We start from the raw sequence: 26,366 nt of genomic DNA, 5'->3' as shown, positions 1-26,366 counted from the left end.
CCCCGGGGTCCTCAACGGCGCTTGCGCGAGTCGATCTGCAGCAGGTCGCGCACCTGCTGCACCTGCCGGGCCAGGGAGGGATCGGCATGGAGCTTCTTTTCGATCTGCTCCACCGCATACATCACGGTGGAGTGATCCTTGCCGCCGAACACCTCACCGATGCGCGGCAGCGAGAGGTTGGTGCTGTGGCGCATCAGATACATGCCCACCTGGCGGGCCTGGCTCACGGCCCGCTTGCGGCTGGGGCTGCGCATTTCATCGCCCCCCACGCCGAACACCTCCGACACCTTCTCGAGCACCTGCTCGGGCTTCACCTCCACGTCCCGGCCGGCCGGATCGAGCATCGGTGCCACCGACTCCACCGTCATCGGCAGACCGGTGATCGAGGCGAAGGCCACGGCCCGGGTGAGGGCCCCCTCCAGCTCGCGGATGTTGGAGGTGAAGCGCCCGGCGATGAACTGGATCAGATCGCGGGGCAGGGCCATCTGCTCCTGTTCGGCCTTCTTGTGCAGGATTGCCATGCGCGTTTCCAGGTCCGGGGCCTGGATGTCGGCGATCAATCCCATCGAGAAGCGCGAGATCAGCCGCTCCTGCAGGCGCGGGATCTGGCTGGGGGGCCGATCGGAGGCGATCACCACCTGGCGGCCGGCCTCGTGCAGGGCGTTGAAGGTGTGGAAGAACTCCTCCTGGGTGTACTCCTTGCCCTCGATGAACTGGATGTCATCCACCAGGATCAGATCGGCAGCGCGGTAGCGGTCGCGGAAGGCCTGCATGCCGTCCTTGCGGATCGCCTGGATCAGGTCGTTGGTGAAGGTTTCGGTGGACACGTAGAACACCCTGGCCTCCGGATTGATCTCCAGGCGGTAGTGGCCGATGGCCTGCATCAGATGGGTCTTGCCCAGCCCCACCCCGCCACAGATGAACAGGGGGTTGAACTCCCGGCCGGGGGCCTCCGCCACGGCCAGGGCCGCGGCATGGGCCATGCGGCTGTTGGGGCCCACCACGAAGCGGTTGAACACGTAGCGGGGGTTGAGCCCACTGCCTGGCGATCCGGCAGGGCCGGGTCTGCCATTGGCGGTGGTGCCACGGGCGGTGATGGCACGGGCTGTCTGAACCGGAGCCGCTGCAGGGGTCGCCCCGTTGGAGCCGGGCTGATCGGCAAGGTGCTCGTCGGGGGCGGCGGTGCCGATCTGAATGCGCAGCGGCCGACCGGCGAGTTCGCTGGCCACAGCCTCGATGGTGTCGAGATAGTTTTTACGCAGCCAGCCGCAGGCGAAACTGTTGGGCGCCTCGAGCAGCAGGACGTCAGCCTCCATCCCCAGGCAACGGGCCGGACGGATCCAGGTTTCGAAGGTGGGTTTACTGAACCGGGCCTGGAGGGCCTGCTGAACCTGGTGCCACAGCTCGTCTCTCTGCTGCACCAAGGGCCCCCACGCGGGTGCTGAATATAGGCAGATCACCCGCCCCCGCTCCGTCTTAAATGTGCCCCAGGCCCACCGGGGCACAACCCCCGTCCCTTCTGCCGTCCCCCTGAGTCGACCATGCCCTGCTTCCGCCCCTGGCCCAGTGCCGGACTGATCGGCACGTTGCTGCTCACCGGCTGCACCAGTGGCCTGCCACGACTGCCGAATCTGCCCCAGCTGCCGCAGCTGCCCGGCCAGCCGGACGAGGGCAATGTGCGCATCAGCGACGCCGCCCCCGTGCCGCCGCTGCAGCCCGGCAACAACGTGATCGTGGACGCCGTGGCGAAGGTGGGACCTTCGGTGGTGCGGATCGACACCACCAAACGGGTGATCAACCCACTTGGAGGTCTGTTCGGCCGCGGACCCACCATCCAGGAGCAGCAGGGCCAGGGCTCCGGCTTCATCACCCGCTCCGACGGCGTGCTGCTCACCAATGCCCACGTGGTGGATGGGGCCAGCGAGGTGAGCGTGACCCTGCCCGATGGCCGCAGCCTCACCGGCAAGGTGCTCGGCAGCGATCCACTCACCGATGTGGCGGTGGTGAAGGTGGTGGCCACGGACCTGCCCGTGGCTCCCCTGGGCGACTCCGCCAAGCTGCGGCCGGGCGAATGGGCGATCGCCATCGGCAACCCTCTGGGGCTCGATAACACCGTGACGGCCGGCATCATCAGTGCCATTCAGCGCACCAATGCCGTCGGCGAGGGCCAGCGGGTGCCCTACATCCAGACCGACGCCGCCGTGAACCCCGGCAACAGCGGCGGGCCGCTGATCAACGACCGCGGCCAGGTGATCGGCATCAACACCGCCATCCGCCAGGCCCCGGGCGCGGGCCTCAGCTTCGCGGTGCCGATCAATGTGGCCCGCCAGATCGCCGCCCAGATCCTTGAGCGCGGCTTCGCCAGCCACCCCTACATCGGTGTGCGGCTGCAGGCCCTCACCCCCCAGCTGGCCCGGGAGATCAACGCCACCACCGACCAGTGCCGGCTGCCGGAGGCCAATGGCGTGGTGGTGGTGGATGTGATGCAGAACAGCCCGGCCGCCAAGGGGGGCCTCAAGCCCTGCGACCTGATCGAGTCGGTGGGCGGGCGCCGGGTGCGCAACCCCTCGGAGGTGCAGCTGGCCGTGGATCAGGGCAAGGTGGGCGATGACCTGGCGGTGGTGGTGCGCCGCGGCAGCGCCACCACCAACCTCACCCTGCGACCCGCCGAACTGCCCCGGCAGAACTGAGCCACAGGCGTGAAACAGGCCAGCCAGGGGAGCGCGTCAGGGGCACTGCAGCTGGTGGTGATGGCCCGCTGGCCGGCGCCGGGGCGCTGCAAGAGCAGGCTGGCCAGGGGGCTGGGGATCGGGCGCGCGGCCGCCATCCAGGGCCGCCTCACCGCCCACACCTTCGCGGTGGCCCGCCGCACCCGCAGCCGGGTGGGCTGCCGTCTGGTGCTGGCGGCCCAGGGTCTGGGGCCGCGCCAGCGGCAGCGCTGGGCCGGCTGCCTGGGCTGTGATGGCTCAACCGACCAGGGGGCGGGCAGCCTCGGGGTGCGCCTGCAGCGCCAGGTGTTGCGGGCCGTGGCGGAGGGGGCCGAGCGGGTGGTGCTGATCGGCAGTGACCTGCCCAGCCTGGAGGCGGCCGATCTGGAGGCGGCCTTCGAGCTCCTGGGCCAGGCGAAACCTGAAGCCCCCTCCCTGGTGCTGGGGCCAGCCGCTGATGGCGGCTATTGGCTGATCGGCCTGACCCACGCCAGGGCTGAGCTGCTGAGCGGCATCCCCTGGGGCAGTGGCGAGGTGCTGGAGCACACCCTGGCGGCGGCGGCGGCCCTGGGCATCGAGCCGCGCCTGCTGCCCCTGCGCCACGACCTCGACCGCGCCATCGATCTGCGGCCCTGGCGCTGAGCCGTGGCAGCCTCCTCACCCTGGCTGAGCGTGGTGCTGGCCACCCGCAACGAAGGCCATGCCCTGGCGGGTCTGCTGGCCCAGCTGGCCAGCGCCCCCGGCCTGGTGCGCGAGGTGCTGGTGGTGGATGGCGGCAGCCAGGACGGCACCCCGGAGCTGGCGCGGCTGGCGGGAGCGCGGCTGCTGCGCAGTGCGCCCGGGCGCGGCCGCCAGCTGGCCCTCGGGGCCCGGGAGGCCCATGGGCCATGGCTGCTGCTGCTCCATGCCGACGTGCGCCTGCCGCCGGACTGGGCCACTCGCCTCACCCAGGCCCGGCGGAGGCCGGCGGAGGCCTGGTATTTCGATCTGGGGATCGACGGCCGCGGCCTGGCCCTGCGGCTGGTGGAACTGGGGGTGAGCCTGCGCAGCCGCTGGCGGCAGCTGCCCTACGGCGACCAGGGCCTGCTGTTGCCCCTGCAGCACTACTGGGCCAGCGGTGGCCTCAGGCCCCTGCCCCTGATGGAGGACCTCGACCTGGTGCAGCGCCTGCGGCGTCGCGGGCGCCTGCGCAGCCTCGGTGGCGCCGTGCGGGTGGACGGCCGCCGCTGGCGCAGCCGGGGCGTCTGGCGCACCACGATCGACAACGCCCGGCTGCGGCGGGCCTGGCGTCGGGGCGCCGATGCCGAGGCCCTTGCCCGCTGCTACTACGGCCCTGGGGCGGGTCGCCCTAAGGCGCGTACCAGAAGGCGCAGCGACGCTCCAGGGGCTCCAGATCCCAGCCCTGGGACCGGTAGAAGGCCACCACCTGGGGATCGGCAAACAGGGTGACGCGATCCACCTGCATGCTGCGCAGCTGATCGAGCACGTAGACCATCAGCGCCTTGCCCAGCCCCAGGCCCTGGTAGTGGGGATGCACGGCCACGTCCCAGACGGTGGCTTCCACCACGCCATCGCCGGTGCAGCGGGCAAAGCCCACCAGCCTGGGCAAGCGGGGATCATGGCGCCAGAGCCCCACCCGCAGCAGGCTGTGCTGGAGCGCCTTGCGCACCCGGCGCAGCGGCCTGCGGCTCCAGCCCACGGCATCACACAGCTGCTCCAGCTCGATCAGGTCGATCTCCCGTTCGGCGCTCAGCACCAGCGACACTTGGCTCTTGGGCGTGGGGCAGAGCCGGTGCTGCTCCCCGTAGAGCGTGGTGAGCTGGAGGGCCGGATCCACGGAACAGCGATGGCGGGATGCCACGATCCTGACTGATGGCAGCCGCGTCCGCTCCAGCACAGATCGCCCCGGAGCGACTCCCGGCCAGGCAACGGCCCCTGATCGTGGCCCTGCACGGCTGGCTGCTGGCGGGCCGGCTCTGGGATCGGCTGGCGGCGGAGCTGGGGCCTGACTGGGAGATCTGGGCGCCGGATCTGCCCGGTTTCGGCGGCCGGGAGCGGCCCCGGGGCCTGCAGGCCAGCCTGGCCACCTACGGCGCCTGGGTGGCCGAGCAGGCACGGCGGCAGGCCCAAGACGCCGGCCGGTGGTGTTGATGGGCCACTCGCTCGGTGGCAGCCTGGTGCTCCACGCCGCCGGCCCCCTCGGCAGCCAGCTCGCCGGCGTGGTGCAGATCGCCGTGGGCGGAGGCGTGTACCAGCCGCGGCCCTTTGCCCAGGTGCGGCGGAGCGGGGTGGTGTTCCTGCAGTTGAGACCCCGCTGGCTTGTTCACGTGCCCGGCAGCAGCTCCCTGCACAGCCCCCTGCTGGCGGATCGGCGGGCGGCCCAGGGGCTGCTGGCCTGCAGCATGAGGCGCAGCGCCGTGCAACAGCTGCCTGGCTCACCGCCGCCCTCAGCGTGCCCAGCCTCTGGATCGCCGGCAGCAACGACCGGGTGATGGAACCCCGCTACGTGCGCCACCTGGCGGGCTACGCCAGCCAGCACGATCTGAGGGTGCTGGAGGGGGCGGGCCATCTGCCGATGCTCGGGCGGCCCCGGGAGCTGGCCGACACCATCCGCCCCTGGCTGGATCAGATCGCCCCGCCGCGACCCACTCCAGTTGAGCCGTAGTCGGTCAAGGCAGGAGTCGGTCAGGTCAATAGATGGTGGGCACGAAGAACTGCTCGTTCATGGGGGGGCGCTGGTAATCGCTGCCACTCTTGCGGGGGGGCAATTCGATCGCGTCGGGGGTCATGTCTTCATAGGGAATCTTGCTGAGCAGGTGGCTGATGCAGTTGAGCCGGGCGCGACGCTTGTCATTGGCCTCCACCGTGAACCAGGGCGCCTCAGGGATGTTGGTGTGGGCAAACATCTCATCCTTGGCCTTGGAGAATTCCACCCAGCGATCGCGCGACTCCAGGTCCATGGGGCTGAGTTTCCAGCGGCGGGCGGGGTCTTCGAGCCGTGAGCGGAAGCGGGACTCCTGCTCGTCGTCGCTGACGGAGAACCAGTATTTGATCAGCACGATGCCGCTGCGCACCAGCATGCGCTCGAACTCCGGGCAGGAGAGCATGAACTCCTCCACCTGCTCTGGTGTGCAGAAGCCCATCACCTTCTCCACCCCGGCGCGGTTGTACCAGCTGCGGTCGAAAAGCACGATCTCGCCGGCGGAAGGGAAGTGCTCTACATAGCGCTGGAAATACCACTGGGTTTTCTGCTGATCAGAGGGGGTTCCCAGGGCCACCACATTGCAGCCGCGTGGGTTCAGAGGCTCGGTGATGCGCTTGATCGTGCCGCCCTTGCCGGCCGCGTCCCTGCCCTCGAACAGCAGCACAACCCGATAACCCACGTGCTTGATCCAGTACTGCATCTTGACCAGCTCCACCTGCAACCGGGTCAGCTCTTTCTCGTAGAACTTGCGATCGAGCTTGGGGAGGTGGCCTTCCGAATGCTTGGCAAAGTCATCAAAGATCGGAGAGGGTTTGTACTTGTCAGCAGAGAGTCCTTTTTTGTCGTTCTTGCCCTTGCCGCCCTTGGCTTTTGCAGGGCTCTTGGACTTGGCCTTTTTCTCGGCTTTCTTCTCCTTCTTGTCCTTTTTGCTCTTTTTCTCACTCCCGTCCATCATCGGTGCAGCGCTCTGGAGCAGGTCAGCGTCATTCATGAACAGGGAGAGTCACCAGAAATGAAAACGTCCTAGGCCCTCACTTGAACCCCGTGTGGCAGCCACCACTACCAATGGCCAGGTTCTGTCGCAGCCGCTAGAGGGCCGCCAGCCCCTTGTCCTGCAGCTCGGCGAGGCGGGCGTAGAGGCCACCGGAATCGCGCAGCTGGCGATGGGTGCCCTCTTCGATGACGCGGCCCCGCTGCAGCACCAGGATGCGATCGGCGGCCTCCACGGTGGCCAGCCGGTGGGCGATCACGATCGCCGTGCGCTGCTGGAGCAGCCGGTCGAGATCACGCTGCAGGGTGGCCTCAGTGGCCGGATCCAGGAAGGCGGTGGCCTCGTCCATCACCAGCACGGAGGGATCGCGGATCGCCACCCGAGCCACCGCCAGCAGCTGCCGCTCGCCGGAGGAGAGATTGCCGCCGCGCTCGCGCAGCTCGGTGGCGAGCCCCTCAGGCAGACGGCGCAGCAGCTCCGCCAGGCCCAGCTCACGACAGAGGCGCTGCAGGTCGTCGCTGGAGATGGGGGCATCGAGGCGCAGGTTGTCGGCCACATTGCCGCTGAACAGGAAGGTGTCCTGCAGCACCACCCCGAGGCGCTGGCGCAGGGTGGGGATCGGCAGCTCGCGGATGTCCACCCCATCGAGCAGGATCCGGCCGCTCTGGGGCTCGTAGAGGCGGCAGAGCAGGCGGATCACCGTGGTCTTGCCCGATCCGGTGGGCCCCACCAGGGCGACATGCTCGCCGGGAGCGATGCGGAAGGACAGATCCGTGAGGATCGGATCGTCCTCGCGGTAGGCGAACGACACGTGCTCAAACACCACCTCTCCGGCGCTGCTGCGCTGGCCGCCGGAGCGATGGGCCGCCGCCGAGCGCTGGGCGGCGGGAAGCTCCTGGATCTCAATCGGCTGCTCCAGCAGTTCGCCGATGCGCTCCACCGCCGTGAGACCGCCCTGGATCTGGGTGAAGCGCTCCGCCAGCTGGCGCAGGGGATCGAACAGCCGCTGGGAGTAGAGGATGAAGGTGGTGAGGGTGCCCAGCCCGAGCACGCCGCCGGACACCATGCTGCCGCCTGCGGCCAGCACCACGGCCACGGCCACCAGGGCCACCCACTCGATGAAGGCGGAGATGGAGCTGTCGAACAGGATCGTGCCCGTCACGGCCTGGCGGTAGGCGTCGGTGGTGCGGGCGAAGCGGGCGCTGTTGACGTCCTCGCGGCGGAACATCTGCACCACCTCCAGCCCCTGCAGGTTCTCCTGCAGGTCGGCATTGAGGGCGCTGAGTTCCTCGCGCACGCGGTAGTTGGCCCGGCGGTAGCGCTTCTGCAGCCACAGCATCCCCAGCACCACGGGCACCTGGGAGGAGAGCAGCAGCAGCGCCAGCCGCCACTCGATGCTGAGCATGGTGACGGCGATCACAAACAGGGTGACCAGATCGGCCAGCACCCCCACGGCGCCGCTGCCGAAGACCTCGGCCAGGGCATCGACATCACTGGTGAGCCGGGTGAGCAGCTTGCCCACGGGCGTGCGGTCGTGAAAGCGCAGCGACAGTGCCATGGCATGGGCGAAGAGGTCGTCGCGGATGCGGGCGGTGAGCCGCTGGCCCACGGCCTGAACGCTGTAGCTCTGCAGGCCCTGCAGGCCCAGCCGCAACAGCACCGCCGCCAGCAGCACGATCACCAGCAGCCGCAGGGCCTGGTCCACCGGCATGCCGCTGAGGAAGGCGAGGGTGGGCTCACCCCGCAGCACGGCGATCGCCTGACCCACCAGCAGCGGCTGGATGGCCGCGGCCGTGGCCACCGGGATCAGCAGGGTGAGGGTGAGCAGCAGGCGGCGCTTGTCGCGGCCCAGGTAGGGCAGCAGCCGCAGCAGCCGTTCGCGGTCGAGGGCCGCCATCAGGCCACGCCCGCCGGGGCGGGAGCCGTGGCGACGGCCGCAACCCGGTCGACGATCGTCTGCAGGGCGCCGCCATCGAGGCGCAGGGCCAGGGGATGGCCCACCAGGCGGGCCGTGGACTGGAACAGATCCTCAATGGCTATCAGGCCGTTGTCCTTGAGGGTGCGGCCGGTGGCCACCAGATCCACGATCGCCTCACTCATGCCGGTGATCGGGCCCAGTTCCACCGATCCGGCCAGGTGGATCAGCTCCACCGGCAGATCGAGAGCTTCGAAATAGGCCTCGGCGCAGCGGGTGAACTTGCTGGCCACGCGGCAATGGGCCGGCAGATCCACGGCCCGGCGGTAGGGGCTGCTGGCCTTGACGGCCACACTCATGCGGCAGCCACCGAAGCCCAGGTCCACCAGCTGGGCCACCGGCAGCTGGTGCTCCTGCAGCACGTCGTAACCCACCACCCCCAGCTGCGCCTGGCCATAGGCCACATACACGGGCACATCGGCGTTGCGCACCAGCAGGGCGCGGGCCGTGCCGCAGGCACTGGGCACCATCAGCAGGCGGTTGCCCGGCTCGAGCACGGCGGAAAAATCAAGGCCGGCGGCGGCGAAGCGACGCACCGAATCCTTCAGCAGGGCACCCTTGGCCAGGGCAACGGTGATCATGGAGACACGTCTCTGTTCGAACTGTAACGATGGGCCCGAATCCCCGAGAGAGCCCCGCAGGAGCCCCGCCAATGAAAGCGGAATCGCCACAGGTGAAACCCTCCGGAGAGGAGACGCTGGCGGTGGAGCTGATCCCCGTGCTCAACGACAACTACGTGATGCTGCTGAGCAGGGGCCAGCAGGCTGCGGTGGTGGACCCCGCGGTCGAGGCCCCGATCCAGCAGCGCCTGGAGCAGCGGGGCCTGGAGCTGGTCTGCATCCTGCAGACCCACCACCACAGCGACCACATCGGCGGCAGCCCGGGGCTGCTGCGTCGCTGGCCCGACTGCGCCGTGGTGGCCGCCCGCGACGACCTGGAGCGCATCCCCTTCCAGACCCAGGGCGTGGCCGATGGCGATCAGCTCAGGCTGCTGGGAGAGCCGGTGGAGGTGCTGGCCGTGCCGGGCCACACGCGGGCCCACCTCGCCTACTGGTTCCCCCGGGCCGGGCACCTGTTCTGCGGCGACACCCTGTTCGCCGGCGGCTGCGGCCGGCTGTTCGAGGGCAGTGCCGCCCAGATGCAGGCCTCGCTGCAGCGGCTGGCGGCCCTGCCCGGCTCCACCTGGGTGTGGTGCGCCCACGAGTACACGGAGGCCAACCTGCGCTGGGCCGTCGCCAGCGTGGCCAGCGACGACCCGGCGGCGGCACCGATCCGGCAGCGGCTGGACGCGGTGCTGGCCCAGCGGGCCCTGGGCCAGGCCACGGTGCCCAGCCAAATCGCCCTGGAGCTGGCCACGAACCTCTTCCTGCGAGCCCCTGATGCCGCCAGCCTGGCCCGGCTCAGGGAGCAGAAAGACCACTGGCGCGGCTGACTCAGCACACCTCCAGGGGCAGACCCTGGGGAAACAGCGTGGCGCCGTGGCCCCGGCGCAACTGCAGCCGGCAGCGCTGGCCGTGGCCGTATTCCTCGCCCAGAGGCAGCCGCAGCCGCAGATTGAGGTCGGCCTGGCGCAGCTGGTAGAGCCACTCCCGGCCCAGAAACTCCCGCCCCAGCACCCGGGCCTCTCCGGCGCGATCGGGCACCAGAGCGATGGCTCGGGGCTCACCATCACCTCCGCGGCCTGTTCTGCATCCAACCGCTGAGGTGTCGGATCCAGGGGCCTGAGCTGACCCAGGGGGGTGGTGAACAGGCCGCGGCTGGCGCGCACTGGCAACAGATTGCCCTGCAGCACGAAACGGCCCACAAAGGAGGTGGCGGGCCGTTGCACCAGCTCCCTGGGGGTGGCGCACTGGTGCAGAACACCATCACAGAGCACGGCCACCCGGTCGCAGATCGCCAGGGCCTCCTCGGGGTCGTGGGTCACGATCAGCCCGCAGGCTCCGCACTGGCTGAGCACCTGGGGCAGTTCGGCCCGCAGGCGCAGGCGCACCTCCACGTCGAGGTTGGAGAAGGGCTCATCCAGCAGCACCACCGAGGGCCGCGGCGCCAGGGCCCGGGCCAGGGCCAGGCGCTGGCGCTGGCCGCCGGAGAGCTCGTGGGGATAGCGGCGCTCCAGGCCGTCCAGCCCCAGCAGCTCCAGCAGCCAGGCGGCGCGGGCGGTGTCCTCGCCGCGGCGCAGCCCGAAGCAGAGGTTGCGCCAGGCGGTGAGGTGCGGGAACAGGGCGTAGTCCTGGAACACCATCCCCACGCCGCGCCGCTCCGGCACCAGCCAGCGCTCCTCGCCAGCCACCTGGCGGCCGGCGATCATCACGGCACCGCGCTCGGGCCGCTCAAAACCGGCAATCAGCCGCAGCAGGGTGGTCTTGCCGCAACCGGAGGGCCCCAGCAGCCCCACCAGCTCGCCCGGGCGCAGCTGCAGATCAATGCCGCGCAGGGTGTAGCCCTCGGTGCCCTCGTAGCGGTGCCACAGCCCGCTGAGCTCCACATGGGACTGGTGCAGCGGGTCGGCAGGGGAGGGGGCGGTGAGGGTGGCGCTGATGGGTCCTTGGCCCCTGGGGCCAGCGGGCATGCAGGACCATGATGCGTCATCCGCCTGTCAGCCAGTCGCCCAGCGATGACCACTCCCCAGCCCTCCTGTTCCGCCGCGATCGCCGTGAACACCGCCGCTGCCCCGGCTCCGGTGGGCCCCTACAACCAGGCCGTGCAGGCCGGAGGCCTGTTGTTCTGCTCCGGCCAGATCGCCCTGGATCCCCTCAGCGGCGCCCTGGTGGGCGACGGGGATGTGGAGGCGGAAACGCGCCAGGTGCTGAGCAATCTGGAAGCGGTGCTGGCGGCGGCGGGTGCCACGCCGGCCCAGGTGGTGCGCACCACGGTGTACCTGGCGGATCTGGCCGATTTCGCCGCCGTGAATGCGCTCTACGCCGCCACCTTCAGCGGCGAGGTGGCGCCGGCCCGCGCCTGCGTGGAGGTGGCCGCTCTGCCCAAGGGGGCCCGGGTGGAGATCGACTGCATCGCCCTGCTGAGCTGAGGCCTGGCGGTCCAGGGGAAAGCAGACGGCCGGAAGGATCCGGTCACACCTGCAGGCCCAGCCGTTCATGACCCAGACACACGGGATCGGTTGAGTGAGGTCATCCCCCCAAGGGGACCCTTCCTCACCCGTTCATCACCATGACCAACCTCACACGTCCCGGTCGCCTGTTCCTTCTGCTGGGCGCCGCCGGGCTGCTGAGCCTCAGCGCAGCCCCCGCAGCCCTGGCGGGCCCACGCGGCTGGCAGCGCCACCACACCTATGTGCTGGTGCCGGCCCGCCAACTGCCCGCCAGAAGGGTGCGCACGGTGGAGCGCAGCCCCAGGAGCTATAGCAATTATCCGGTGCAGACCGTGCCCTACCGCCGCGAATCCCGGGTTGACCAGCTGCGGGCCGAGCTCGAGCGCGACGCCCGCCGCTGCAACACCGGTCGGCTGGTGGGGGGCCTGCTGGGCGGCGGCGCCGGCTACGTGGCCTCCCAGGATGAGGGGAGAGCCTGGGCGGTGCCGCTCGGAGCCCTGCTGGGATCCCAGGTGGGCTGCAATGTGGGCGGCGGACGCAGCCCCCTGCCCTGGTGAGCCGCCGGGCCAGGCGATGGGCAGGCCCTCACCCTGATGGCGGCAACACCCAGGCGGCCGCCCGTCGCAGACGCTCACGCTCCCGCTCCAGCCTCAGGGCCAACTCGCCATGCTCCAGGGCCAGTTCTGCCTGGCGCATGGCCGCCTGGCGCAGCGCCGGCAGGGGCAGCAGGCTCAGCTGATGCAGGCCCTTCTGCAGGCGCAGCCCCACCTCCAACGACGCCGCGCCATCGCGGGCCGTGGCGGCAAAGCCATCCTCCAGCAGATCCTCGAGAGCCAGCTCAGGCAGCCAGAGGCGGCCGAAGCGCGTTGCCGAGGCCGGCGCACGACTCTCCTCCAGACTGGTCTGGGCCCAGTCGGTGAGCAGCCGCACCACGCTGCCGATCACATGGATCGCCGTGCCGGGGTCGTTCACGGCCGGCGAGAGAGCGCGGCTGGCGATCTCCGAGAGCACCACCAGACCAAAGCGGGGGTCATCGTCAAAGGTGCGCCGATCGCCGATCAGGAAGGTCTGGGCGATCCGCTCCAGTTGCTCGGCTGGCAGGGAGTCCTGGGCTTCCACCTGGGCCAGGGCCCGGGCGGGGGTGATGAAGGCTCCAGGCAGGCACAGCACCTGAATCTCCGCCTCGGCGGCCTGGGCCAGCAGCTGCAGGGCACCGAGATCAATGCGTTGCAGGTAGCCCACGCCGGAGGCCAGCACCGGCTGGGCCGCTTCGGCTCCTGGGGCCACCACCGGCGAGGGGCCCAGCAGCCGGCCCCCCAGGGTGGGCTGGCGGGCGCGCTCCTGCAGGGCCAGGTCGGCGACAGCCTCCACCCGACCGATGGTGTTGGTGACCCGGCCCAACCGGGCGATCCGATCGACCCAGGTGACGAAGCTGAGCAGCACCACCGCCAACACCACCAGGGTGAGCAGGAACAGCGCGAAACGGCCCGTGCGGCCGTAGAGGCCGTTCATCTGGGCGATCAGGGCCACGATGCCGAAGATGAAGGCACCGATAAACGTGGAGAGGGCGTACTGCGACACGTCATCGGCCACCACCACGGCCAGGGCCCGCGGCGTGGCAGTACTGCCGGCGGAGGCGTAGGCCGAGAGCATCGAACCCGCGGCAAACACCGCAATCACGAGCATGCTCGAGGAGATGATCCGCAGCAGCGTTTCCAGGGTGTCGGCGCTGATGTCGGGCAACAGCAGCCCCGGCGCCAGGCGATCGGCCAGGTAGGCCAGCCACACGCCCAGCAGCGACACCAGGCACAGGAGCAGGGGCTTGGCCCAGAGCTTCTCACCGAGCCGGTTGAGCGCAAAGGCCAGCCGGCCGCGCAGGCTCAGGGTGATCGGGTGCTGAGGATTGGTCACGGGGAAAGGGCCGAAGCGGGAGCGGCTGGCAGCCATGCTCGCCCGCACCGGATCGGCCCGCCATCGCGCTGGTGCTGCGAAGCTGGCCTGTCGAGCTGACCCCCGCAACGACACCTGTGCTGGCTGCTGCTTTGATCCTGGCAACGATGCTGGCCGTGGCCGCATTGCTGAATCCATCCCGCCAGGACTTCGCCTGGTTTCTGAAGCAGCGGCGCCCGGCCTGGCTCAGCTTTGAGCGGCTGATTCCCCTGATCTGGATCACGATCTATGCCTGTTTCTATGGCTCGGCGCTGCTGAGCTGGAGGGCGAGCGGCAGCTTTGCGCTGATGGGCGGTTATCTGGGGCTGCTGGTGCTGGTGCAGAGCTACACGCTGGTGATGGGCCGCACCCGCAGCCTGCGCAACGGCACCCTGGTGGGTCTGGCGGGCTGGGTCTGGGGCGTGGCACTCTGCATCGCTGTGGCACCTCTCGGCACGGCTGCCTGGTTGCTGCTCGTGCCCTATCTGCTGTGGAGCCCGGTGGGCAGCCTGGTCACCTGGCAGATGCAGCGCCTGAACCGCTGAGGCCATGGCGCCAGACCATCGCTGCGCCCACAACAAAGCCCGACGTGTGCAACGCCGGGCTTTGTCTGTTTGGCTTGGGCTGAAGATGGATCGCTTCAAGCCCCTAAGGCGCGATCAATGAGATCGTCAGAAACGTGTGATTCCGTTGAATTGTATTCAGTTGTAGGGCGGAGCTGCCTGACAAGGGCACCTGGGGCCATGGCTCAACAAGGACGTTCCGGTAACTCTGGGGCACCTGATGGCCAGGGATGACCTGAGCCGATAGGCGATGCGGAAAGAGTGTGCCTCAACGGTGCCATGGGCACCGGTTGTGCACTGGAACAGTCAGAAATGGTTCGAGATTGTTGGAGCAGGGTCCGAACGTCAGTTCGCTCCTGTCATCTGGTTGGGCGGAGTGTCGTCCAAAGGAGCCTCCGAGATCTGTTGTGCACAGCTTCGGAGCAAACAGCAATCACGTCCAGGTGAATCGCCGCACTCGACATCGCTCTTCATCGATGGACAAGGAGCTTCACAGTGGTAGCGGCGGCAAGCCCACCAGATCGGCACTGATCGTCCACAGACGCTCCGCCAGGGCGTCATCGCAGGCTTCAGCGCTGGGCTCCACCAGGGCCTCGCGCAGACGCCCCGGACCCAGCACCTGGTTGCAGCGGTAGCGGAAGCCGGGGGCGCCTTCCTCGGCATCGGTGGCCAGGCGTGCCAGCAGGGCGCCGGCCTGGGCCGGGCTGGCGGTGACGCGCAGCAGATCGCGGGCCACCAGGGCGAACAGCCGCTGACCCAGTTCGTTGTGGCGGCGGCTGGAGCGGAAGAAGCCGCCGTTGTGGCGCGGGATCACCAGCCCGGGGCTCCAGGCCAGCACCGGCAGCGGCCTGCCCCGCTGGCGCAGACGCCGCTCCAGCGCCCGGGCAAAGAGCATGTTGCAGAGCTTGCTGTCCTTGTAGGCCTTGTCGGCCTGAAAGGCCACGCCGCCAGCCACCATCTCGAAGCCGGGGCCGGAGCGCAGACCCTCCAGATCGCCGAGGCCCGCCGGGGGCCCGACCCGCCCGCCAGGGGTGGTGGGGTCGTGCACCTCCGAAGCGGTGACCACCAGCCGCGGGGCCTGGCCGGCCTCGACCAGGGGCAGCAGCCGCAGGGCGAGGGCCTGGTGGGCCAGATGGTTGACGGCGATGGTGAGCTCATAGCCCTGGGCGGAGCGGCGGGGCTGCTTGGCACCGCTGTCCTGCAGGCCGGCGTTGAGCACCAGGGTGTCGATCGGCTCGCCATGCTCCAGCAAGGCATCAGCGCAGCGCTCGACGCTGCTGAGGTCGGCCAGATCCGCCACCGGGGCGCTGAGCGCAGGTTCAGGAAGGCCGGGCCCGGCACCGCCGAGGGCAGCCCTCAGCCGGGCGACGGTGGCCTCGGCGGTGACGGCATCGCGGCAGGGAAGGATCAGCCCATGGCCCTGCTCCAGCAGCAGCCGGGCTGCCGCAAAGCCGATGCCGGAGCTGCCGCCGGTGAGCAGGATGCGCCGCGGCACGGTCGTGGGGGGAGGGTGTTGCAGCTGAAAGTATGGGCGTTCAGCCAGCCGCCAGCCCGCGGCAGTAGGCCAGGGTGCAGTCAATCGCCGCTCCCCAGGCGCCGGCGCAAAGGGGTGGCGGTCGCCATGGCCCGGCAGCAGCCAGCGCACATCGAGATCCCGCAGCAACTCCACCGAGGCCACCTGGCTCGGCCAATCCCACCAGCAGTAGGTGCGTGAGGCCACCACCGCCCGCTGCCCCGGACTCCACCAGAGGTGGTCGCCGCTGAACAGGATCTGCTCGCCCAGCAGGGCGACCATCGAGCCGGCGGTGTGGCCGGGGGTGGGGATCAGGCGCAGGCCGGGATTGAGCAGCACCGGCGCCTGGCCCTCCACCAGCTGCTCGGCGCCGGGGGCAGCATCGGCATCGGCGCGGTGAATCCAGCGGGGACAGCCGAAGCGCTCGGCCCAGCAGGCGTGGTCGGCCACGTCATCGCGGTGGGTGAGCAGCATGGCCGCCACGCCGCCGAGGGCCTCCAGGCGGCGGGCCAGGTGGCCGTTGAAGCGCGGGCTGTCGATCAGCACGTTGCCCTCGGGGCGCACCACCAGATAGCTGCTGGCCCCGAAGCTGCGGCGCGACGTCCAGCCGCAGTAATGGACGTCGCCGGCCGGGTGGGACAACAGCAAGGCCGGGAAGCCCTCGGCCGGGGTGTGGCGCAACAGCTCGGGGGTGGCGCCGATCGCAGAGCGCCAGAATCGCAACATCAGCGCCTGCAGGGCTCCAACACCGATGGCAGAGCCCTACATCGAGCTGCGTGCCGTGACCGCCTACCTGGGCCCACGGCCGGTGTTCGAGAACCTCAGCCTGCAGCTGTTCCCCGGCGAGCACACGGTGATCCTGGGCCCGAACGGCTCAGGCAAGAGCTCGCTGATCAAGCTGCTCTGCCGCAGCCTCTACCCGGTGGTGCAGCCGGGCTCCTGGCTGCGGATCTTCGGCAGCGACACCGTGAACCTCTGGGCCCTGCGCAGCCGCATCGGTGTGGTGTCAGAGCACCTGCAGGCCCACTACAGCGGCGGGGTGCGGGGGCGGGATGTGGTGCTCTCAGGCTTCTTCGGCTCCGTTGGCCTGGGCCGCAGCCAGGAGCCCAGCGCCACCCAGCAGCAGCGGGTGGCGGAGCTGATGGCCGAGCTGCACCTGGCGGATCTGGCCGAGCGGCCCTTCCGGGAGCTCTCCGACGGCCAGCGCCGCCGCCTGCTGCTGGCCCGGGCCCTGGTGCACGACCCCGAGGTGCTGGTGCTGGATGAACCCACCAACGGCCTCGATCTCAAGGCCCGCCACCAGCTGCTCGCCATCCTCAGGCAGCTGGCCCGGCGCGGCACCACCCTGCTGCTGGTGACCCACCAGATCGAGGCGATCATTCCGGAGATCAGCCGCTGCCTGCTGCTGCGCCAGGGGCAGCTGGAGGCCGATGGCCCGGCGGCTGAGCTGCTCCAGGCCGGCCCCCTGAGCGCCCTTTTCGACACCCCCCTGCAGGTGATCGAGGCCCATGGCTACCGCCAGGTGCTGCCGGCCGCCGATGGGGCAGGCAGCCCGGGCTGAGCGGCACCGAGCGGTAAAGTCTGCCCCGGCGGGGCGTGGCGCAGCTTGGTAGCGCGGGTGCTTTGGGAGCACTAGGTCGCAGGTTCGAATCCTGTCGCCCCGATTGATTGTTCGGCGGTTGGGCCCCCCGGTGGAACAGGGGCTGGACAGAAGCCCCGCCACCTGACTGGGGGCTTACCGGCAAAGGAATGGAGATCCGAAACCGGCCATGTCGAGAGCTGTGCACCTCGGACGGGGTGAGATCAAGCTGAGCGAGGACGCGCTGATCGAACTTTCATGGGAGTGTTACGACCCGGAGACGGCACCTACGGCATGACATCCGGCGAAGACCACAGCCACCGCCCTTCCTGCCGCGGTCCGTGCCCGCCGCGGCCGCTGCTGGCGTTGCCGGCGCTGCTGCTGACCTGGACGGCGCTGCAGCTGGGCCGTTCAGCCCTGGCCTCCCCCATCAACATGATCTGCTCGTTAGCGCCTGCCTCGGTGGGGGGCCTGGGGACCCTCGTTGATTTCAACCTCCGCGAAGGCTCTGCCAGTGGTTCGTCGTTCTGGCCGCTCAGCGGCCAGCGCCGAGCAGTGCAGGCCAGGGTTGGCAGTGGACAGATTCAAATCCTGCAGCCCGGCAGCCAAGTGGTGCTGTTCAGCATCGATCGCCTCAGCGGTAGAATCGCCACCCCAGCTGGTGAGCAGGGACGCTGCACGAACGCCGGCTACGTGCGGGTGGATCGGGCCATTTAGAAGCGTGCCGCTCAAGGGCTGGCGCAAGCCGGTCCGCGGCAGGAGATGGGACACCTGGGGCATTGGTTTCTGTGAGCGCTGCGGCCGGCCCTTGACGCTGGCCGCGGTGGCGCTTGCGGTCCTGCGCTTGCCACCCGTGGCTGTTGCTTCCACATCACGATCCACCACCACACCGAAAGGCACTCCCGGCCCCAAGCTCTCGCCAGAAGAGAAGATGGTGGCCTCCCTGGTCGCCCAGCTTGAGGCGGGCACCACCCCCTGGCGGCGCGAGTGGGATGCCGCCGCTGGCGGGCACCACGTGAATCTGCTCTCCGGCCGTCGCTACCGCGGTGCCAATCCGGTGCTGCTCACCCTGGGCATGCACCTGCGGGCTTCAGCGCTGCCCTATTGGTGCGGCTTTGCCGAAGCCAAGGCGCTGGGGATCATCCCCCGCAAGGGGAGCAAGGCCGTGCACGTGCTGCGGCCCCAGGTGCATCAGCGGGGAGAAGGCCAGCTGGCCGAGGCTGATCCGGCCGATGCGGCTGGCCGCCGCTGGGTGAGCTACCGGCCGGTGGCGGTCTTCAATGCCGCCGATCTGGAGGGCGAGGCGCTGGAGGGGCTCCTCCAGAAGCGCCGCCAGGCCGAGGCGGTGATCCAGCGGACTGAGCCCGAGCGGCTGGCATCGGCTGAGGCCGTGCTCAGTTGCTGGCCGGTGCCGGTGCGCCATGGCGGCGATCGGGCCTGCTATCTGCCAGGGCCGGATCGCATCCAGCTGCCGGATCGCTCGGCCTTCCATTCAGCGGCGGCCCTCTATGCCACCTGGGCCCATGAGGCGATCCACTCCTCCGGCCACAGCTCCCGGCTGGCCAGGGATCTCTCCGGCGGCATGGGCGAGGGCGGCGATGGCGGCAAGGCCTATGCCCGTGAGGAGCTGGTGGCTGAGCTGGGGGCGGTGCTGCTGGGCGATCGGCTCGAGATCGGCAGTGCCATGGCCAATCACGCCGCCTATCTGGGCCACTGGGTCGAGCTGCTGCGCGAATCGCCCCGGGTGCTGCTGCAGGTGCTCAGCGGTGCCAGGAAGGCCGCCGATCTGATCTGCCCTGAGGGGCCAGAAGTGCCCAGCCCCACGACGCTTCAGCGGATAAGGCCCTGATCCGGGCGGCCAATCAGCAGCAGCCGCTCCGGCACCCTTCCTGGCGACATTGGTCCAAGTCGGGCGCAAGGGGCCTGCCCGCCGATTCGTTCGCGCTGAGCTGCTGGCCCCCACCCCCAAGGCAATGCACATGCATTACCATCGAAAAGTCTCCGGTGGGTCTCCAATGGCCGCTCTCTCTTCCCCCACTGTTGAAGCCTCGAGCGTGGGCTCACCACCGGAGGAGGTGGAATCGGCCCTGACGGATCGCTATCAGACCACCGTGCCGCAGCCGGTGCGCAAGGCCCTGGGGCTTCGCAAGCGCGACCGGATCCGCTACGCCTTTCGCTCCAATGGTGAGGTGGTGCTGCAGCGCGTCAGCCCGGCGGTAGAAGTCGACGATCCGGCGTTGGCTCCCTTTCTGACCCTGCTGGAGCAGGACATCAGCCAGCATCCAGACCGCTTGCGGCCCATCACCGCTGATCTGGTGAGCCGCTTGCAGGATCTGGTGGGTGCCATCGATGTAGACATCGATCAGGTGCTTCCCGACGACGACGACATCGCCAGCGACGAGCCCGCCTGACGGTGAGCACCGCTGCAGGATCGCCCGCGGTGATCAACGGGTGGAGGGTCTATGCGCACCCGTTGTTTCTCGATCAGCTGGCGTCGTTGCTCGCAGATGTGGAGAAGCTACGCCGCAAAGACCCGCCGGGATACGGCAGCAAGAACGCCAGCAAGCGCCCGGCGGCCATCGCCCGCCTGATGCTCCAGGACATTCCCCGGGATCCCAGCCGCAAGGAGTACCAGCAGGGATCCACGCTCGGGGCTGAGCATCGCCACTGGCGACGGGCCAGGTTCTTTCAGCAATACCACTTGTTCTTCCGTTTTCACACCCGCTCACGGCTGATCGTGCTGGGCTGGGTGAACGACACCGGCACCAAACGCGCCTACGGCAGCAAGACCGATGCCTATCGGGTGTTCCAGTCCATGCTGACCAGCGGCCATCCGCCAGATGGCTGGGAGGAGCTCTTGCCAGAGGCGGGGCAGGCCACCGGGCGTTTGCAGCAACTCACAGATCAGCTGCCTTGAGCTGAAGCGGAAATTGGCATGCTGTCTGCCACCTCCTCAGCTGGTATCCGTTTGCCGTTCTGCCGGCCTATCGAACCAGAAGGTGCGTGCTGCAAATCAGCAGAAGACAACATCAATGCACCCAGAGCCTGCTGAAGCCAGCGGCATCTGCGGTGCTGCACCATTCCAGCCTGGCGTAGCTTTCAGCCTCTAAATTTGGACAGAGCGCGGCCAAGCAGGCGCCTCGGGCGCAGTCCAACCCACTGACCACATCGCCGATCGCCTGCGCCAGGCCGGCCTGCAGGATGATGACCAGATCGAGATCGTCGTTGGGCCCAATAGCAGGCTGAGCGTGGAGCCTGGGCAGCAGCTGGATCGCTCCTGTTTCTGAACCCCCGCCCTGCCGTAGCCCAGTGGCCAACAAGCGCACCCTCAAGGCCAGCAACCTGGAAGCCCTGGGGGCTGCCGTCCTGGCGGAGCTGCTGATCGAGGTGAGCGGTGGCAACGCCGTGATCCAGAGGCGGCTGCGGCTAGCCCTGGCCGCCGCCGAGGGGAGCGACGCGGCCGCTCAGGACGTGCGCAAACGTCTCAGCGCCATGGATCGGGCCAGCAGCTTGGTGGACTCGCGCAGGCGCAAGGCCCTGGTGAGTGAGCTGGAAGCTCAGCTCCAGGCGATCAGCGGCCCGATCGCCGCCGCTGACCCGAAGCTGGCCTGCGATCTCCTGCTCCGTTTGCTGGAACTCGCCGAAGGGGTGCTGCAGCGCTGCACAGGCAACACCAGCACGGTGGTCGCCGTGTTCGAGCGGGCCGTCAAGCAGCTCGGGCCGCTGGCCCAGGCCGCCCAGCTGGAGCCGGAAGCCTGGTGGAGCAGGTTGCCGAGCTGCTGGCCGAGAACGGCCATGAGCAGTTCGATGGGCTGGTGCCGGTGCTGAGCGAGGCCCTGGGCCAGAGCGGCCTGAAGCGGCTGGAGAGCAGCTGCCGCCAGCGCGGCGGCCGCAACGGCGACACCCACCTGCTCCAGATCGCTCTGGCCCGGGGCGATGTGGAGGGCTACCTGGCCCAGTTCGATGCTGAGGATCTGCGCTGGCGCGACATCGCCGCCGGCGTGGCCCAGCAGCTGCTGAGGTGCGAGCGGGCGGAGCAAGCCCTGCAGATTCTCGATGCAGCCACGGAAGAGGTCGCAGATCTCGAGGAGTCGGCGTGGCACGACAGCCGCATCGCCGTGCTCGAGGCCCTCAACCGCCGGGCGGAAGCCCAGGAGGTGCGCTGGCAGTGGTTCAGCCACAGCCTCTCGATCCCCCACCTGCGCGATTACCTGCAGCGCCTGGACGACTTTGCGGATGTGGAGGCGGAGGAGCGGGCCCTGCAGCTGGCCGGGCAGCATCCGGAGAGCCTGCGGGGGCTGCAGTTCCTGGTGGCATGGCCGGCCCTCTCCCGCGCAGCCCGCCATGTGCTGGCCCATGCACGCGAGTGGGATGGGGAGGCCTACACGATTCACTGCGCCGCCGCCGAGCGCCTCAGTGCTCAGCATCCCCTCGCGGCCACGCTGCTGCTACGGCCGCTGGTGGTGTTCGCGCTGGAGATGGGGCGCGACAAGCGCTACCGCTACGCCGCCGAGCAGCTGCGCAGCTGCGACCAGCTGGCGGCCCGCATCGACGACTGGCAGGGGCACCCAGACCACGCCACCTACGTCGAGAGCCTTCATGACAGGTTCGGAGGAACCTGGCAGTTCTGGGAAAGGCTGGAGTGATGGAGAGGTCAAAGGCGATGATTTGCAGACTCAGCACGACACGCAGCACAACACCCACCACGCGTCTTCACCAAAAGCGGAGCAACGAGATCTTGTCCATGCCGCTGCAGCTGTTTCGCCAGTTCCGATGCCTCGCCTGCCAGGCTTCGATCTTCGCCCTGGCCCTGGCGCCGTTGCTGGCGACGGCAGCACCCAACGGCACATGGCTGTCGCAGCCCCAGATCTGGTATTACAGCTCCACCAACAGGATGGGCGAGCTGATGGCTCGGATTCGAGCCGTGCGCTATCGCGTGGTCTTTCTCGACTACCGCAAGGTCTCTGATGCCACGCAACAGCAGGTGGCCCGGGAGGCCCGCCAGCAGGGATTGATGCCGGTGGTGTGGGTTCAATCCCCCCAATACCGCTCCCTGAGCGTGCCCGACCTGTTGCATGAAGCACGCCACGGCGATGGCATTCAGGTGGATGATCACTTTTTTGCCAATTACACGCTCTACGATTTCTATCGGCTTCGCCAGCTCTACACCAAACCGATCTTCTGCAGCATCCAGCCTTTCCAGGTTGGCCTGGTGCCTCCCAGGGGATGCAATCAGCTCGATGTTCAATGCTACACAGCCCAGACGTTCCAGCAATGCGTCAAAACGGCCGACCGACTGGGCGCCGTTGTGAGCTTGTCAGAGAAAAACACCCTGGGCTATCAGAACAGCATCGGCACGCGCTACTTCAATACGTTTTTGTGGCCGGGCTGATTTGTGGCCGGGCTGACTCTGCCGAGACTCCATCGCCAGAACTCAGGCGCCGCCATCGCCCTCTAATCGCCCACCATCACCAGCCGGTCGAGGCGCAACTGGTGCTCCGGGCTGGTAAGCCGCCCATAGGCCAGGGCGACGACGCCGAACACGCCCAGGGCCGTGGCAGAAGCCACCATGAACAGGATCACAATCTGGTAGCGCACGGCTGCTGCGGGCGCCGCTCCCTGGAGAATCTGGCCGGTCATCATCCCCGGCAGACTCACCAGCCCCATCACCATCATGGAATTGATCGTGGGAATCATCGCCACGCGGATGGCATCACGCACCACCTCCTGACAGGCCTCCCAACGCGTGGCACCAAGGGCCAGGGCCGTCTCCACCCGATCGCGCCCGCTGCCCAGGCCCTCCATGAAACGATCCAGGCCGAGGGAGATGCCGTTGAGCGCATTGCCCAGCACCATGCCCAGCAGGGGAATCAGGTACTGGGGGTTGTACCAGGGCTGGGGTTGGATCAGCCCCGCCACCGCCAGCCCCGTGACCAGGGCCGAGGCCGCCAGCACCGACAGCAGGCTGTTGAGATAGATCCCCACGAAGCGGCGCCGGGTGCGCTGCACCGCCGAGATCCCGGCGATCATCGCCATCGCCGCCCCGAGCAGCACGATCAGCGGGGCATTGTCCTGGCGAAACAGCCACTCGAGCACCGAGCCCACCAGCAGCAACTGCACCACCATCCGCACGGAGGCCACCAGCAGGCTGCGAGCCAGGCCCAGGCGCAGCGCCAGCGACAGGCCCACATTCACCAGGATCAGCAGGGCCGACAGCGCCAGACGGCCATCGCTGATCGCCAGGGCTCCGGCCTCCGATGCGGTCATGGCTGCAGCTCCAGGGTGCGGGTCGCCAGGCGCTGAACCTGGTCGCCGTCATGGCTGGTGAACAGCAGCGCCCGGGGGCCTGCGGCCAGCCAGCTGATCAGCAGGGTCTCGACGGCGTTGGTGGTGGTGCCATCGAGGGAGGCCGTGGGTTCATCCAGCAGCAACACGCTGGGGTCGAACTGCAGGGCCCGCAGCAGCGCCAACAGCTGCAGCTCGCCGCCAGAGAGCCTCTCGGCGTCGTAATTCAAAAAGGAAGGATCTCGGCCCAGGGCCGCCAACCAGGAGGTGATGCGCCCGGGCCTCCAGCCAGCCTGGCGCCGCCGCTCCTGAAAACGCCAGGGGCTGCGCAGGTTGGCCTCCACCGTGCCCGCGTGGGCGACAGGCCGCTGGGCGAGGTAGAGCACCAGCGAACGCCAGCGGGGCAGTCCCCAGCCCTGCGGCGATCGCCCCTGCAGGCGGATCGAGCCTGCCTGAAGCGGATCCAGCAGGGCCATCGCTCGCAGCAACAGCGTCTTGCCCGCCCCCGAAGGCCCCAGCAGCCCCAGGCGCTCGCCGGCGGCCAGCTCCAGATCCAGCCGGCTCCAGAGCCGTCGATCGCCCAGCTGGCGCTGTAGCCCTTCGGCGCGCAGGAGCAGAGGACAGTCCACGGCGGAGAGCGGATTCAGAGCCCAGTCTGCTCAGACCCGGCCCGGCTTAACCAAAGCTGTGATAGGCCCACCTCCGCGCTGCCATCGTGAGGCCCTGAAGTGCAATCGCAATCGCCGTATCGCGACCAACCGACAGCATCCTGAGAAAAACATCAGGAGCAGAGCGGGACCGTCCAAGGCCAAGGGTGGCACCGTGCAACGGCTTCATGGATGTCAGGACCAGCGCTACACCAGCCGGACGTTGAGTCCAAGGACACCTGTGCCTCAGTGGTCGCAGGACAGCTCAAAAACAAAAAACCCACCTAGGATGGTCACGGCTCGAAGAAGGGGAAATAGGACACCATGACCACGCCACTGAGCCAAGCAGAAGCCCTCACAGCACGCCTCGCTGATCACTCGCTCGCCTTTTACGGATTCAGCATCTTTGCCATCATTCTGATTCGTTATTTCGTGATGGCCGGTGTCTCCTGGTGGCTGCTGTACGCGCGCTCCGAGCAGGTCGGCGATGGAATCCGCCGTGACATTTACCTCTCTGTGCTCTCGGCCGGCGTGTTTGCCCTGGCGACGGCGGGGTTGATCACACTGCAGACCATGGGGCTCACCCGGCTCTACAGCCAACCGCAGCAGTACGGCTGGTGGTATCTCGGGCTCAGCTATGGCGCCGTGCTGATCCTGCAGGACGCCTTCTTCTACGCCAGCCACCGGCTCTTCCATCACCCCGCCCTCTACCCCTGGTTCCACCAGGGCCATCACCGCAGCCGCCAGCCCACCCCCTGGACGTCCTTTGCCTTTGACCCCCTGGAAGCGGCCGTTCAGGCGCTGTTTCTGGTGGCGGTGGTGATGCTGCTGCCCCTGCACCCGGTGACGCTGCTGGCGGTGCTCACCACCATGACCATCTGGGCGATCGTGAACCACCTCGGCCTCGATCACCTGCCGTTGCGCTTTCCGCACCACTGGCTGGGGCGCTGGCTGATCGGCCCGGCCCACCACTCGATCCACCACCGTCGCCAGGGCTTGCACTACGGGCTCTACTTCACCCTGTGGGACAGGGTCTTCGGCACCGAAGACGCCACCTACGCCCAGCGGCTTCAGGCCAGGGGCGGGGCGATCCTCCCCTAGCCGCGCCCGTGGGGCTCCAGCCAGTCCAGATCAGGCCCCAGGGGCACCACCCCGGTGGGATTGATGGTGGCGTGGCTCTGGTAATAGTGGCGCTTGATGTGATTGAAATTCACCGTTTCGGCCACCCCCGGCACTTGATAGAGCTCACGGCTGTAGGCCCAGAGCTGGGGATAGTCCACCAGCCGCCGCAGGTTGCACTTGAAGTGACCCACATACACCGGATCAAAGCGAAGCAGGGTGGTGAACAGGCGCCAGTCCGCCTCGGTGATCACCTCCCCCACGAGATAGCGCTGGCCTGAAAGACGCTGCTCCAGCTGATCCAACAGGTCGAACAGGGGCTGCAGGGCTTCTTCATAGGCCTGCTGGGTGGTGGCGAAACCACAGCGATACACGCCGTTGTTCACCTGCCGGTACACCTGATCATTGATGGCATCAATCTCCTGCCGCAGTGAGTGGGGATAGAAATCACCCGGCAGGGCACCGAGCTGATCAAAGCTGGAGTTGAACATCCGAATGATTTCAGATGATTCATTGCTCACGATCGTGCGCTGCTGCTTGTCCCACAGCACGGGAACGGTGACCCTGCCGCTGTAGCTGGAATCAGCCAGGGTGTAGAGCTGATGCAGCACCTGGGCCCCCTCATTCGGGTCGCCCACCACGCCCTCGCCTGGGTTGAAGGTCCAGCCCTGATCCCCCATGAACCAGTGCACCACCGACACAGGAATGAGCGTCTCGAGACCCTTGAGGGCCCGGACGATCAGGGTGCGGTGGGCCCAGGGGCAGGCCAGCGACACATAGAGGTGGTAGCGGCCTGGCTCGGCCTCAAAACCGGCCTGGCCGGAGGGGCCGGCCTGGCCATCGGGGGTGATCCAGTGGCGGAACGCCGCGCGGGAACGCTCGAAGCGCCCGCCGCTCTGGCTCGTGTCGTACCACTGGTCGCGCCACACACCCTCCACCAACAGGCCCATCGGAGTGCCGTCGCTGGGTCGACCGTAATGGACCCCTCCAGCCGGCCAAGGGGACGGCTCATGAGAACGGCGTGTTACGTTTCGTTGCATTGCTTTACGAAACGCCATGACCTCCAGTTCCGCCGGCCAGCGCCCCGCATCCCTTGACAGCCAGGAGCTGCAGCAACGGCACCTCGAGCAGCTGCAGAACGCCGAGCGCTTCAACGGCCGGGCCGCCATGGTGGGGCTGGTGATCGGCGTGGTGGTGGAAGGGCTCACCGGCTTCGGCATCGCCCACCAGATCGGCCTCGGCGCCCTGGTGGATGGCTATGCGGCCTGCAGGACCAACTTGCTGCCCTTCTGCTTCTGAGCCCC

The 26,366-nt window shown here is 68.5% G+C and carries 30 protein-coding genes, 1 tRNA gene and 1 pseudogene; 21 read left to right on the top strand and 11 right to left on the bottom strand.

The annotated features are described in order from the left end of the window. Nucleotides 1-11: 11 nt before the first annotated feature. Nucleotides 12-1,421: a chromosomal replication initiator protein DnaA gene (gene dnaA, locus IQ220_RS07270; protein ID WP_193914206.1), complete on the bottom strand. Its 1,410-nt coding sequence runs from the start codon at nucleotides 1,419-1,421 to the stop codon at nucleotides 12-14. 120 nt (nucleotides 1,422-1,541) lie between these two features. Between dnaA and IQ220_RS07265 the strand changes: the two genes are divergently transcribed. From IQ220_RS07265 to IQ220_RS07255, 3 genes are read left to right on the top strand one after another with little or no spacing between them, the layout of a single operon-like run. Next, nucleotides 1,542-2,690 carry a trypsin-like peptidase domain-containing protein gene (locus IQ220_RS07265; protein ID WP_193914027.1) on the top strand — a complete coding sequence of 383 codons (1,149 nt, stop codon included), beginning with the start codon at nucleotides 1,542-1,544 and terminating at the stop codon, nucleotides 2,688-2,690. A gap of 9 nt (nucleotides 2,691-2,699) precedes the next feature. Beyond that, on the top strand, nucleotides 2,700-3,350 hold the full coding sequence (locus tag IQ220_RS07260; RefSeq protein WP_370566374.1) for a TIGR04282 family arsenosugar biosynthesis glycosyltransferase: 651 nt from the start codon (nucleotides 2,700-2,702) through the stop codon (nucleotides 3,348-3,350). Between the two features lie 3 nt (nucleotides 3,351-3,353). Next, on the top strand, nucleotides 3,354-4,157 hold the full coding sequence (locus tag IQ220_RS07255; RefSeq protein WP_193914025.1) for a TIGR04283 family arsenosugar biosynthesis glycosyltransferase: 804 nt from the start codon (nucleotides 3,354-3,356) through the stop codon (nucleotides 4,155-4,157). On the opposite strand, the gene IQ220_RS07250 is transcribed toward IQ220_RS07255, so the two are convergent. Continuing rightward, nucleotides 4,057-4,545, bottom strand: coding sequence for a GNAT family N-acetyltransferase (locus IQ220_RS07250; protein WP_193914023.1), 489 nt, complete (start codon nucleotides 4,543-4,545; stop codon nucleotides 4,057-4,059). The genes IQ220_RS07255 and IQ220_RS07250 overlap by 101 nt on opposite strands. Before the next feature lie 35 nt (nucleotides 4,546-4,580). Here IQ220_RS07250 and IQ220_RS15675 point away from each other — a divergent pair, with 35 nt between their 5' ends. The 3 genes from IQ220_RS15675 to IQ220_RS15665 are packed head-to-tail and all read left to right on the top strand — an operon-like array spanning nucleotide 4,581 to nucleotide 5,373. Beyond that, a complete protein-coding gene (locus tag IQ220_RS15675) occupies nucleotides 4,581-4,859 on the top strand; it encodes an alpha/beta fold hydrolase (protein ID WP_228008970.1) in 279 nt (92 codons plus the stop codon). Beyond that, the gene (locus IQ220_RS15670) at nucleotides 4,859-5,200 is read left to right on the top strand and encodes a hypothetical protein (protein ID WP_228008969.1); all 342 of its coding nucleotides are present in this window, start codon (nucleotides 4,859-4,861) and stop codon (nucleotides 5,198-5,200) included. Before IQ220_RS15675 ends, IQ220_RS15670 begins: the two co-directional genes overlap by 1 nt. Then, on the top strand, nucleotides 5,200-5,373 hold the full coding sequence (locus tag IQ220_RS15665; RefSeq protein ID WP_228008968.1) for an alpha/beta fold hydrolase: 174 nt from the start codon (nucleotides 5,200-5,202) through the stop codon (nucleotides 5,371-5,373). Before IQ220_RS15670 ends, IQ220_RS15665 begins: the two co-directional genes overlap by 1 nt. A gap of 25 nt (nucleotides 5,374-5,398) precedes the next feature. On the opposite strand, the gene ppk2 is transcribed toward IQ220_RS15665, so the two are convergent. The 3 genes from ppk2 to hisG form a co-directional block, all read right to left on the bottom strand. Further along, nucleotides 5,399-6,403, bottom strand: a complete 1,005-nt coding sequence (gene ppk2 / locus IQ220_RS07240; protein WP_228008967.1) for a polyphosphate kinase 2 — start codon at nucleotides 6,401-6,403, stop codon at nucleotides 5,399-5,401. Nucleotides 6,404-6,500: 97 nt separating this feature from the next. Continuing rightward, on the bottom strand, nucleotides 6,501-8,300 hold the full coding sequence (locus tag IQ220_RS07235) for an ABC transporter ATP-binding protein (RefSeq protein WP_193914021.1): 1,800 nt from the start codon (nucleotides 8,298-8,300) through the stop codon (nucleotides 6,501-6,503). Next, nucleotides 8,300-8,959: an ATP phosphoribosyltransferase gene (gene hisG / locus IQ220_RS07230; RefSeq protein ID WP_186696646.1), complete on the bottom strand. Its 660-nt coding sequence runs from the start codon at nucleotides 8,957-8,959 to the stop codon at nucleotides 8,300-8,302. The genes IQ220_RS07235 and hisG overlap by 1 nt, the downstream gene beginning before the upstream one ends. Nucleotides 8,960-9,030: 71 nt before the next feature. On the opposite strand from hisG, the gene gloB reads away from it, so the two are divergent. Continuing rightward, nucleotides 9,031-9,810, top strand: coding sequence for a hydroxyacylglutathione hydrolase (gene gloB, locus IQ220_RS07225; RefSeq protein ID WP_193914019.1), 780 nt, complete (start codon nucleotides 9,031-9,033; stop codon nucleotides 9,808-9,810). Between the two features lies 1 nt (nucleotide 9,811). Here gloB and IQ220_RS07220 read toward each other — a convergent pair. Continuing rightward, a pseudogene (locus tag IQ220_RS07220) lies at nucleotides 9,812-10,947 on the bottom strand (ABC transporter ATP-binding protein). A 45-nt stretch (nucleotides 10,948-10,992) separates the two neighbouring features. Here IQ220_RS07220 and IQ220_RS07215 point away from each other — a divergent pair. Together IQ220_RS07215 and IQ220_RS07210 are read left to right on the top strand one after the other, a co-directional pair. Next, nucleotides 10,993-11,406 carry a Rid family detoxifying hydrolase gene (locus IQ220_RS07215; protein ID WP_186696649.1) on the top strand — a complete coding sequence of 138 codons (414 nt, stop codon included), beginning with the start codon at nucleotides 10,993-10,995 and terminating at the stop codon, nucleotides 11,404-11,406. 140 nt (nucleotides 11,407-11,546) lie between these two features. Continuing rightward, on the top strand, nucleotides 11,547-11,984 hold the full coding sequence (locus IQ220_RS07210; protein ID WP_193914017.1) for a hypothetical protein: 438 nt from the start codon (nucleotides 11,547-11,549) through the stop codon (nucleotides 11,982-11,984). Between the two features lie 28 nt (nucleotides 11,985-12,012). Here IQ220_RS07210 and IQ220_RS07205 read toward each other — a convergent pair whose 3' ends face one another. Continuing rightward, nucleotides 12,013-13,374 carry a DUF2254 domain-containing protein gene (locus IQ220_RS07205; RefSeq protein WP_193914015.1) on the bottom strand — a complete coding sequence of 454 codons (1,362 nt, stop codon included), beginning with the start codon at nucleotides 13,372-13,374 and terminating at the stop codon, nucleotides 12,013-12,015. 35 nt (nucleotides 13,375-13,409) lie between these two features. On the opposite strand from IQ220_RS07205, the gene IQ220_RS07200 reads away from it, so the two are divergent. Continuing rightward, nucleotides 13,410-13,901 carry a TspO/MBR family protein gene (locus IQ220_RS07200; RefSeq protein WP_370566373.1) on the top strand — a complete coding sequence of 164 codons (492 nt, stop codon included), beginning with the start codon at nucleotides 13,410-13,412 and terminating at the stop codon, nucleotides 13,899-13,901. A gap of 508 nt (nucleotides 13,902-14,409) precedes the next feature. Here IQ220_RS07200 and IQ220_RS16505 read toward each other — a convergent pair. Continuing rightward, nucleotides 14,410-16,158 carry an SDR family NAD(P)-dependent oxidoreductase gene (locus IQ220_RS16505; RefSeq protein ID WP_370566372.1) on the bottom strand — a complete coding sequence of 583 codons (1,749 nt, stop codon included), beginning with the start codon at nucleotides 16,156-16,158 and terminating at the stop codon, nucleotides 14,410-14,412. 25 nt (nucleotides 16,159-16,183) lie between these two features. Here IQ220_RS16505 and IQ220_RS07190 point away from each other — a divergent pair, with 25 nt between their 5' ends. The 9 genes from IQ220_RS07190 (at nucleotide 16,184) to IQ220_RS07155 (ending at nucleotide 22,403) form a co-directional block, all read left to right on the top strand. Further along, complete coding sequence (locus tag IQ220_RS07190; protein WP_193914004.1) at nucleotides 16,184-16,993, top strand: ABC transporter ATP-binding protein; 810 nt, start codon at nucleotides 16,184-16,186, stop codon at nucleotides 16,991-16,993. Nucleotides 16,994-17,022: 29 nt separating this feature from the next. Continuing rightward, a tRNA-Pro gene (locus IQ220_RS07185) sits at nucleotides 17,023-17,096 on the top strand. Nucleotides 17,097-17,269: 173 nt separating this feature from the next. After that, entirely contained in the window at nucleotides 17,270-17,728 is a 459-nt protein-coding gene (locus tag IQ220_RS07180) for a hypothetical protein (RefSeq protein WP_193914002.1), read from the top strand. A gap of 214 nt (nucleotides 17,729-17,942) precedes the next feature. Next, the gene (locus IQ220_RS07175; RefSeq protein ID WP_228008965.1) at nucleotides 17,943-18,860 is read left to right on the top strand and encodes an ArdC family protein; all 918 of its coding nucleotides are present in this window, start codon (nucleotides 17,943-17,945) and stop codon (nucleotides 18,858-18,860) included. A 205-nt stretch (nucleotides 18,861-19,065) separates the two neighbouring features. Then, nucleotides 19,066-19,422 (top strand): type II toxin-antitoxin system PrlF family antitoxin, encoded by a 357-nt coding sequence (locus IQ220_RS07170; RefSeq protein WP_370566371.1) that lies wholly within the window; start codon nucleotides 19,066-19,068, stop codon nucleotides 19,420-19,422. Nucleotides 19,423-19,424: 2 nt separating this feature from the next. Then, a complete protein-coding gene (locus IQ220_RS07165; RefSeq protein ID WP_370566370.1) occupies nucleotides 19,425-19,928 on the top strand; it encodes a type II toxin-antitoxin system YhaV family toxin in 504 nt (167 codons plus the stop codon). Between the two features lie 392 nt (nucleotides 19,929-20,320). After that, on the top strand, nucleotides 20,321-20,839 hold the full coding sequence (locus tag IQ220_RS15655; protein ID WP_228008964.1) for a DUF6880 family protein: 519 nt from the start codon (nucleotides 20,321-20,323) through the stop codon (nucleotides 20,837-20,839). Beyond that, a complete protein-coding gene (locus IQ220_RS07160; protein ID WP_228008963.1) occupies nucleotides 20,770-21,657 on the top strand; it encodes a DUF6880 family protein in 888 nt (295 codons plus the stop codon). The genes IQ220_RS15655 and IQ220_RS07160 overlap by 70 nt, the downstream gene beginning before the upstream one ends. A gap of 98 nt (nucleotides 21,658-21,755) precedes the next feature. Further along, the gene (locus IQ220_RS07155) at nucleotides 21,756-22,403 is read left to right on the top strand and encodes a hypothetical protein (protein WP_193913998.1); all 648 of its coding nucleotides are present in this window, start codon (nucleotides 21,756-21,758) and stop codon (nucleotides 22,401-22,403) included. Nucleotides 22,404-22,465: 62 nt separating this feature from the next. On the opposite strand, the gene fetB is transcribed toward IQ220_RS07155, so the two are convergent. Together fetB and IQ220_RS07145 are read right to left on the bottom strand one after the other, a co-directional pair. After that, nucleotides 22,466-23,278 (bottom strand): iron export ABC transporter permease subunit FetB, encoded by an 813-nt coding sequence (gene fetB / locus IQ220_RS07150; protein ID WP_193913996.1) that lies wholly within the window; start codon nucleotides 23,276-23,278, stop codon nucleotides 22,466-22,468. After that, the gene (locus IQ220_RS07145; protein ID WP_193913994.1) at nucleotides 23,275-23,925 is read right to left on the bottom strand and encodes an ATP-binding cassette domain-containing protein; all 651 of its coding nucleotides are present in this window, start codon (nucleotides 23,923-23,925) and stop codon (nucleotides 23,275-23,277) included. The genes fetB and IQ220_RS07145 overlap by 4 nt, the downstream gene beginning before the upstream one ends. 453 nt (nucleotides 23,926-24,378) lie before the next feature. Between IQ220_RS07145 and IQ220_RS07140 the strand changes: the two genes are divergently transcribed. After that, a complete protein-coding gene (locus IQ220_RS07140; protein WP_228008962.1) occupies nucleotides 24,379-25,044 on the top strand; it encodes a sterol desaturase family protein in 666 nt (221 codons plus the stop codon). Here the strand turns inward: IQ220_RS07140 and IQ220_RS07135 are convergent. Further along, nucleotides 25,041-26,012, bottom strand: a complete 972-nt coding sequence (locus IQ220_RS07135) for a glutathione S-transferase family protein (protein WP_193913989.1) — start codon at nucleotides 26,010-26,012, stop codon at nucleotides 25,041-25,043. The two genes, IQ220_RS07140 and IQ220_RS07135, sit on opposite strands and share 4 nt — an antisense overlap. A 106-nt stretch (nucleotides 26,013-26,118) precedes the next feature. Here IQ220_RS07135 and IQ220_RS07130 point away from each other — a divergent pair, with 106 nt between their 5' ends. Further along, nucleotides 26,119-26,361: a chlorophyll a/b-binding protein gene (locus IQ220_RS07130; protein ID WP_186696742.1), complete on the top strand. Its 243-nt coding sequence runs from the start codon at nucleotides 26,119-26,121 to the stop codon at nucleotides 26,359-26,361. Nucleotides 26,362-26,366 lie beyond the last annotated feature (5 nt).

The organism is Cyanobium sp. LEGE 06113 (genome assembly GCF_015207615.1).
Note: the sequence above shows the minus strand (reverse complement) of the source record. Positions and strands in the feature narration are given on the sequence as shown.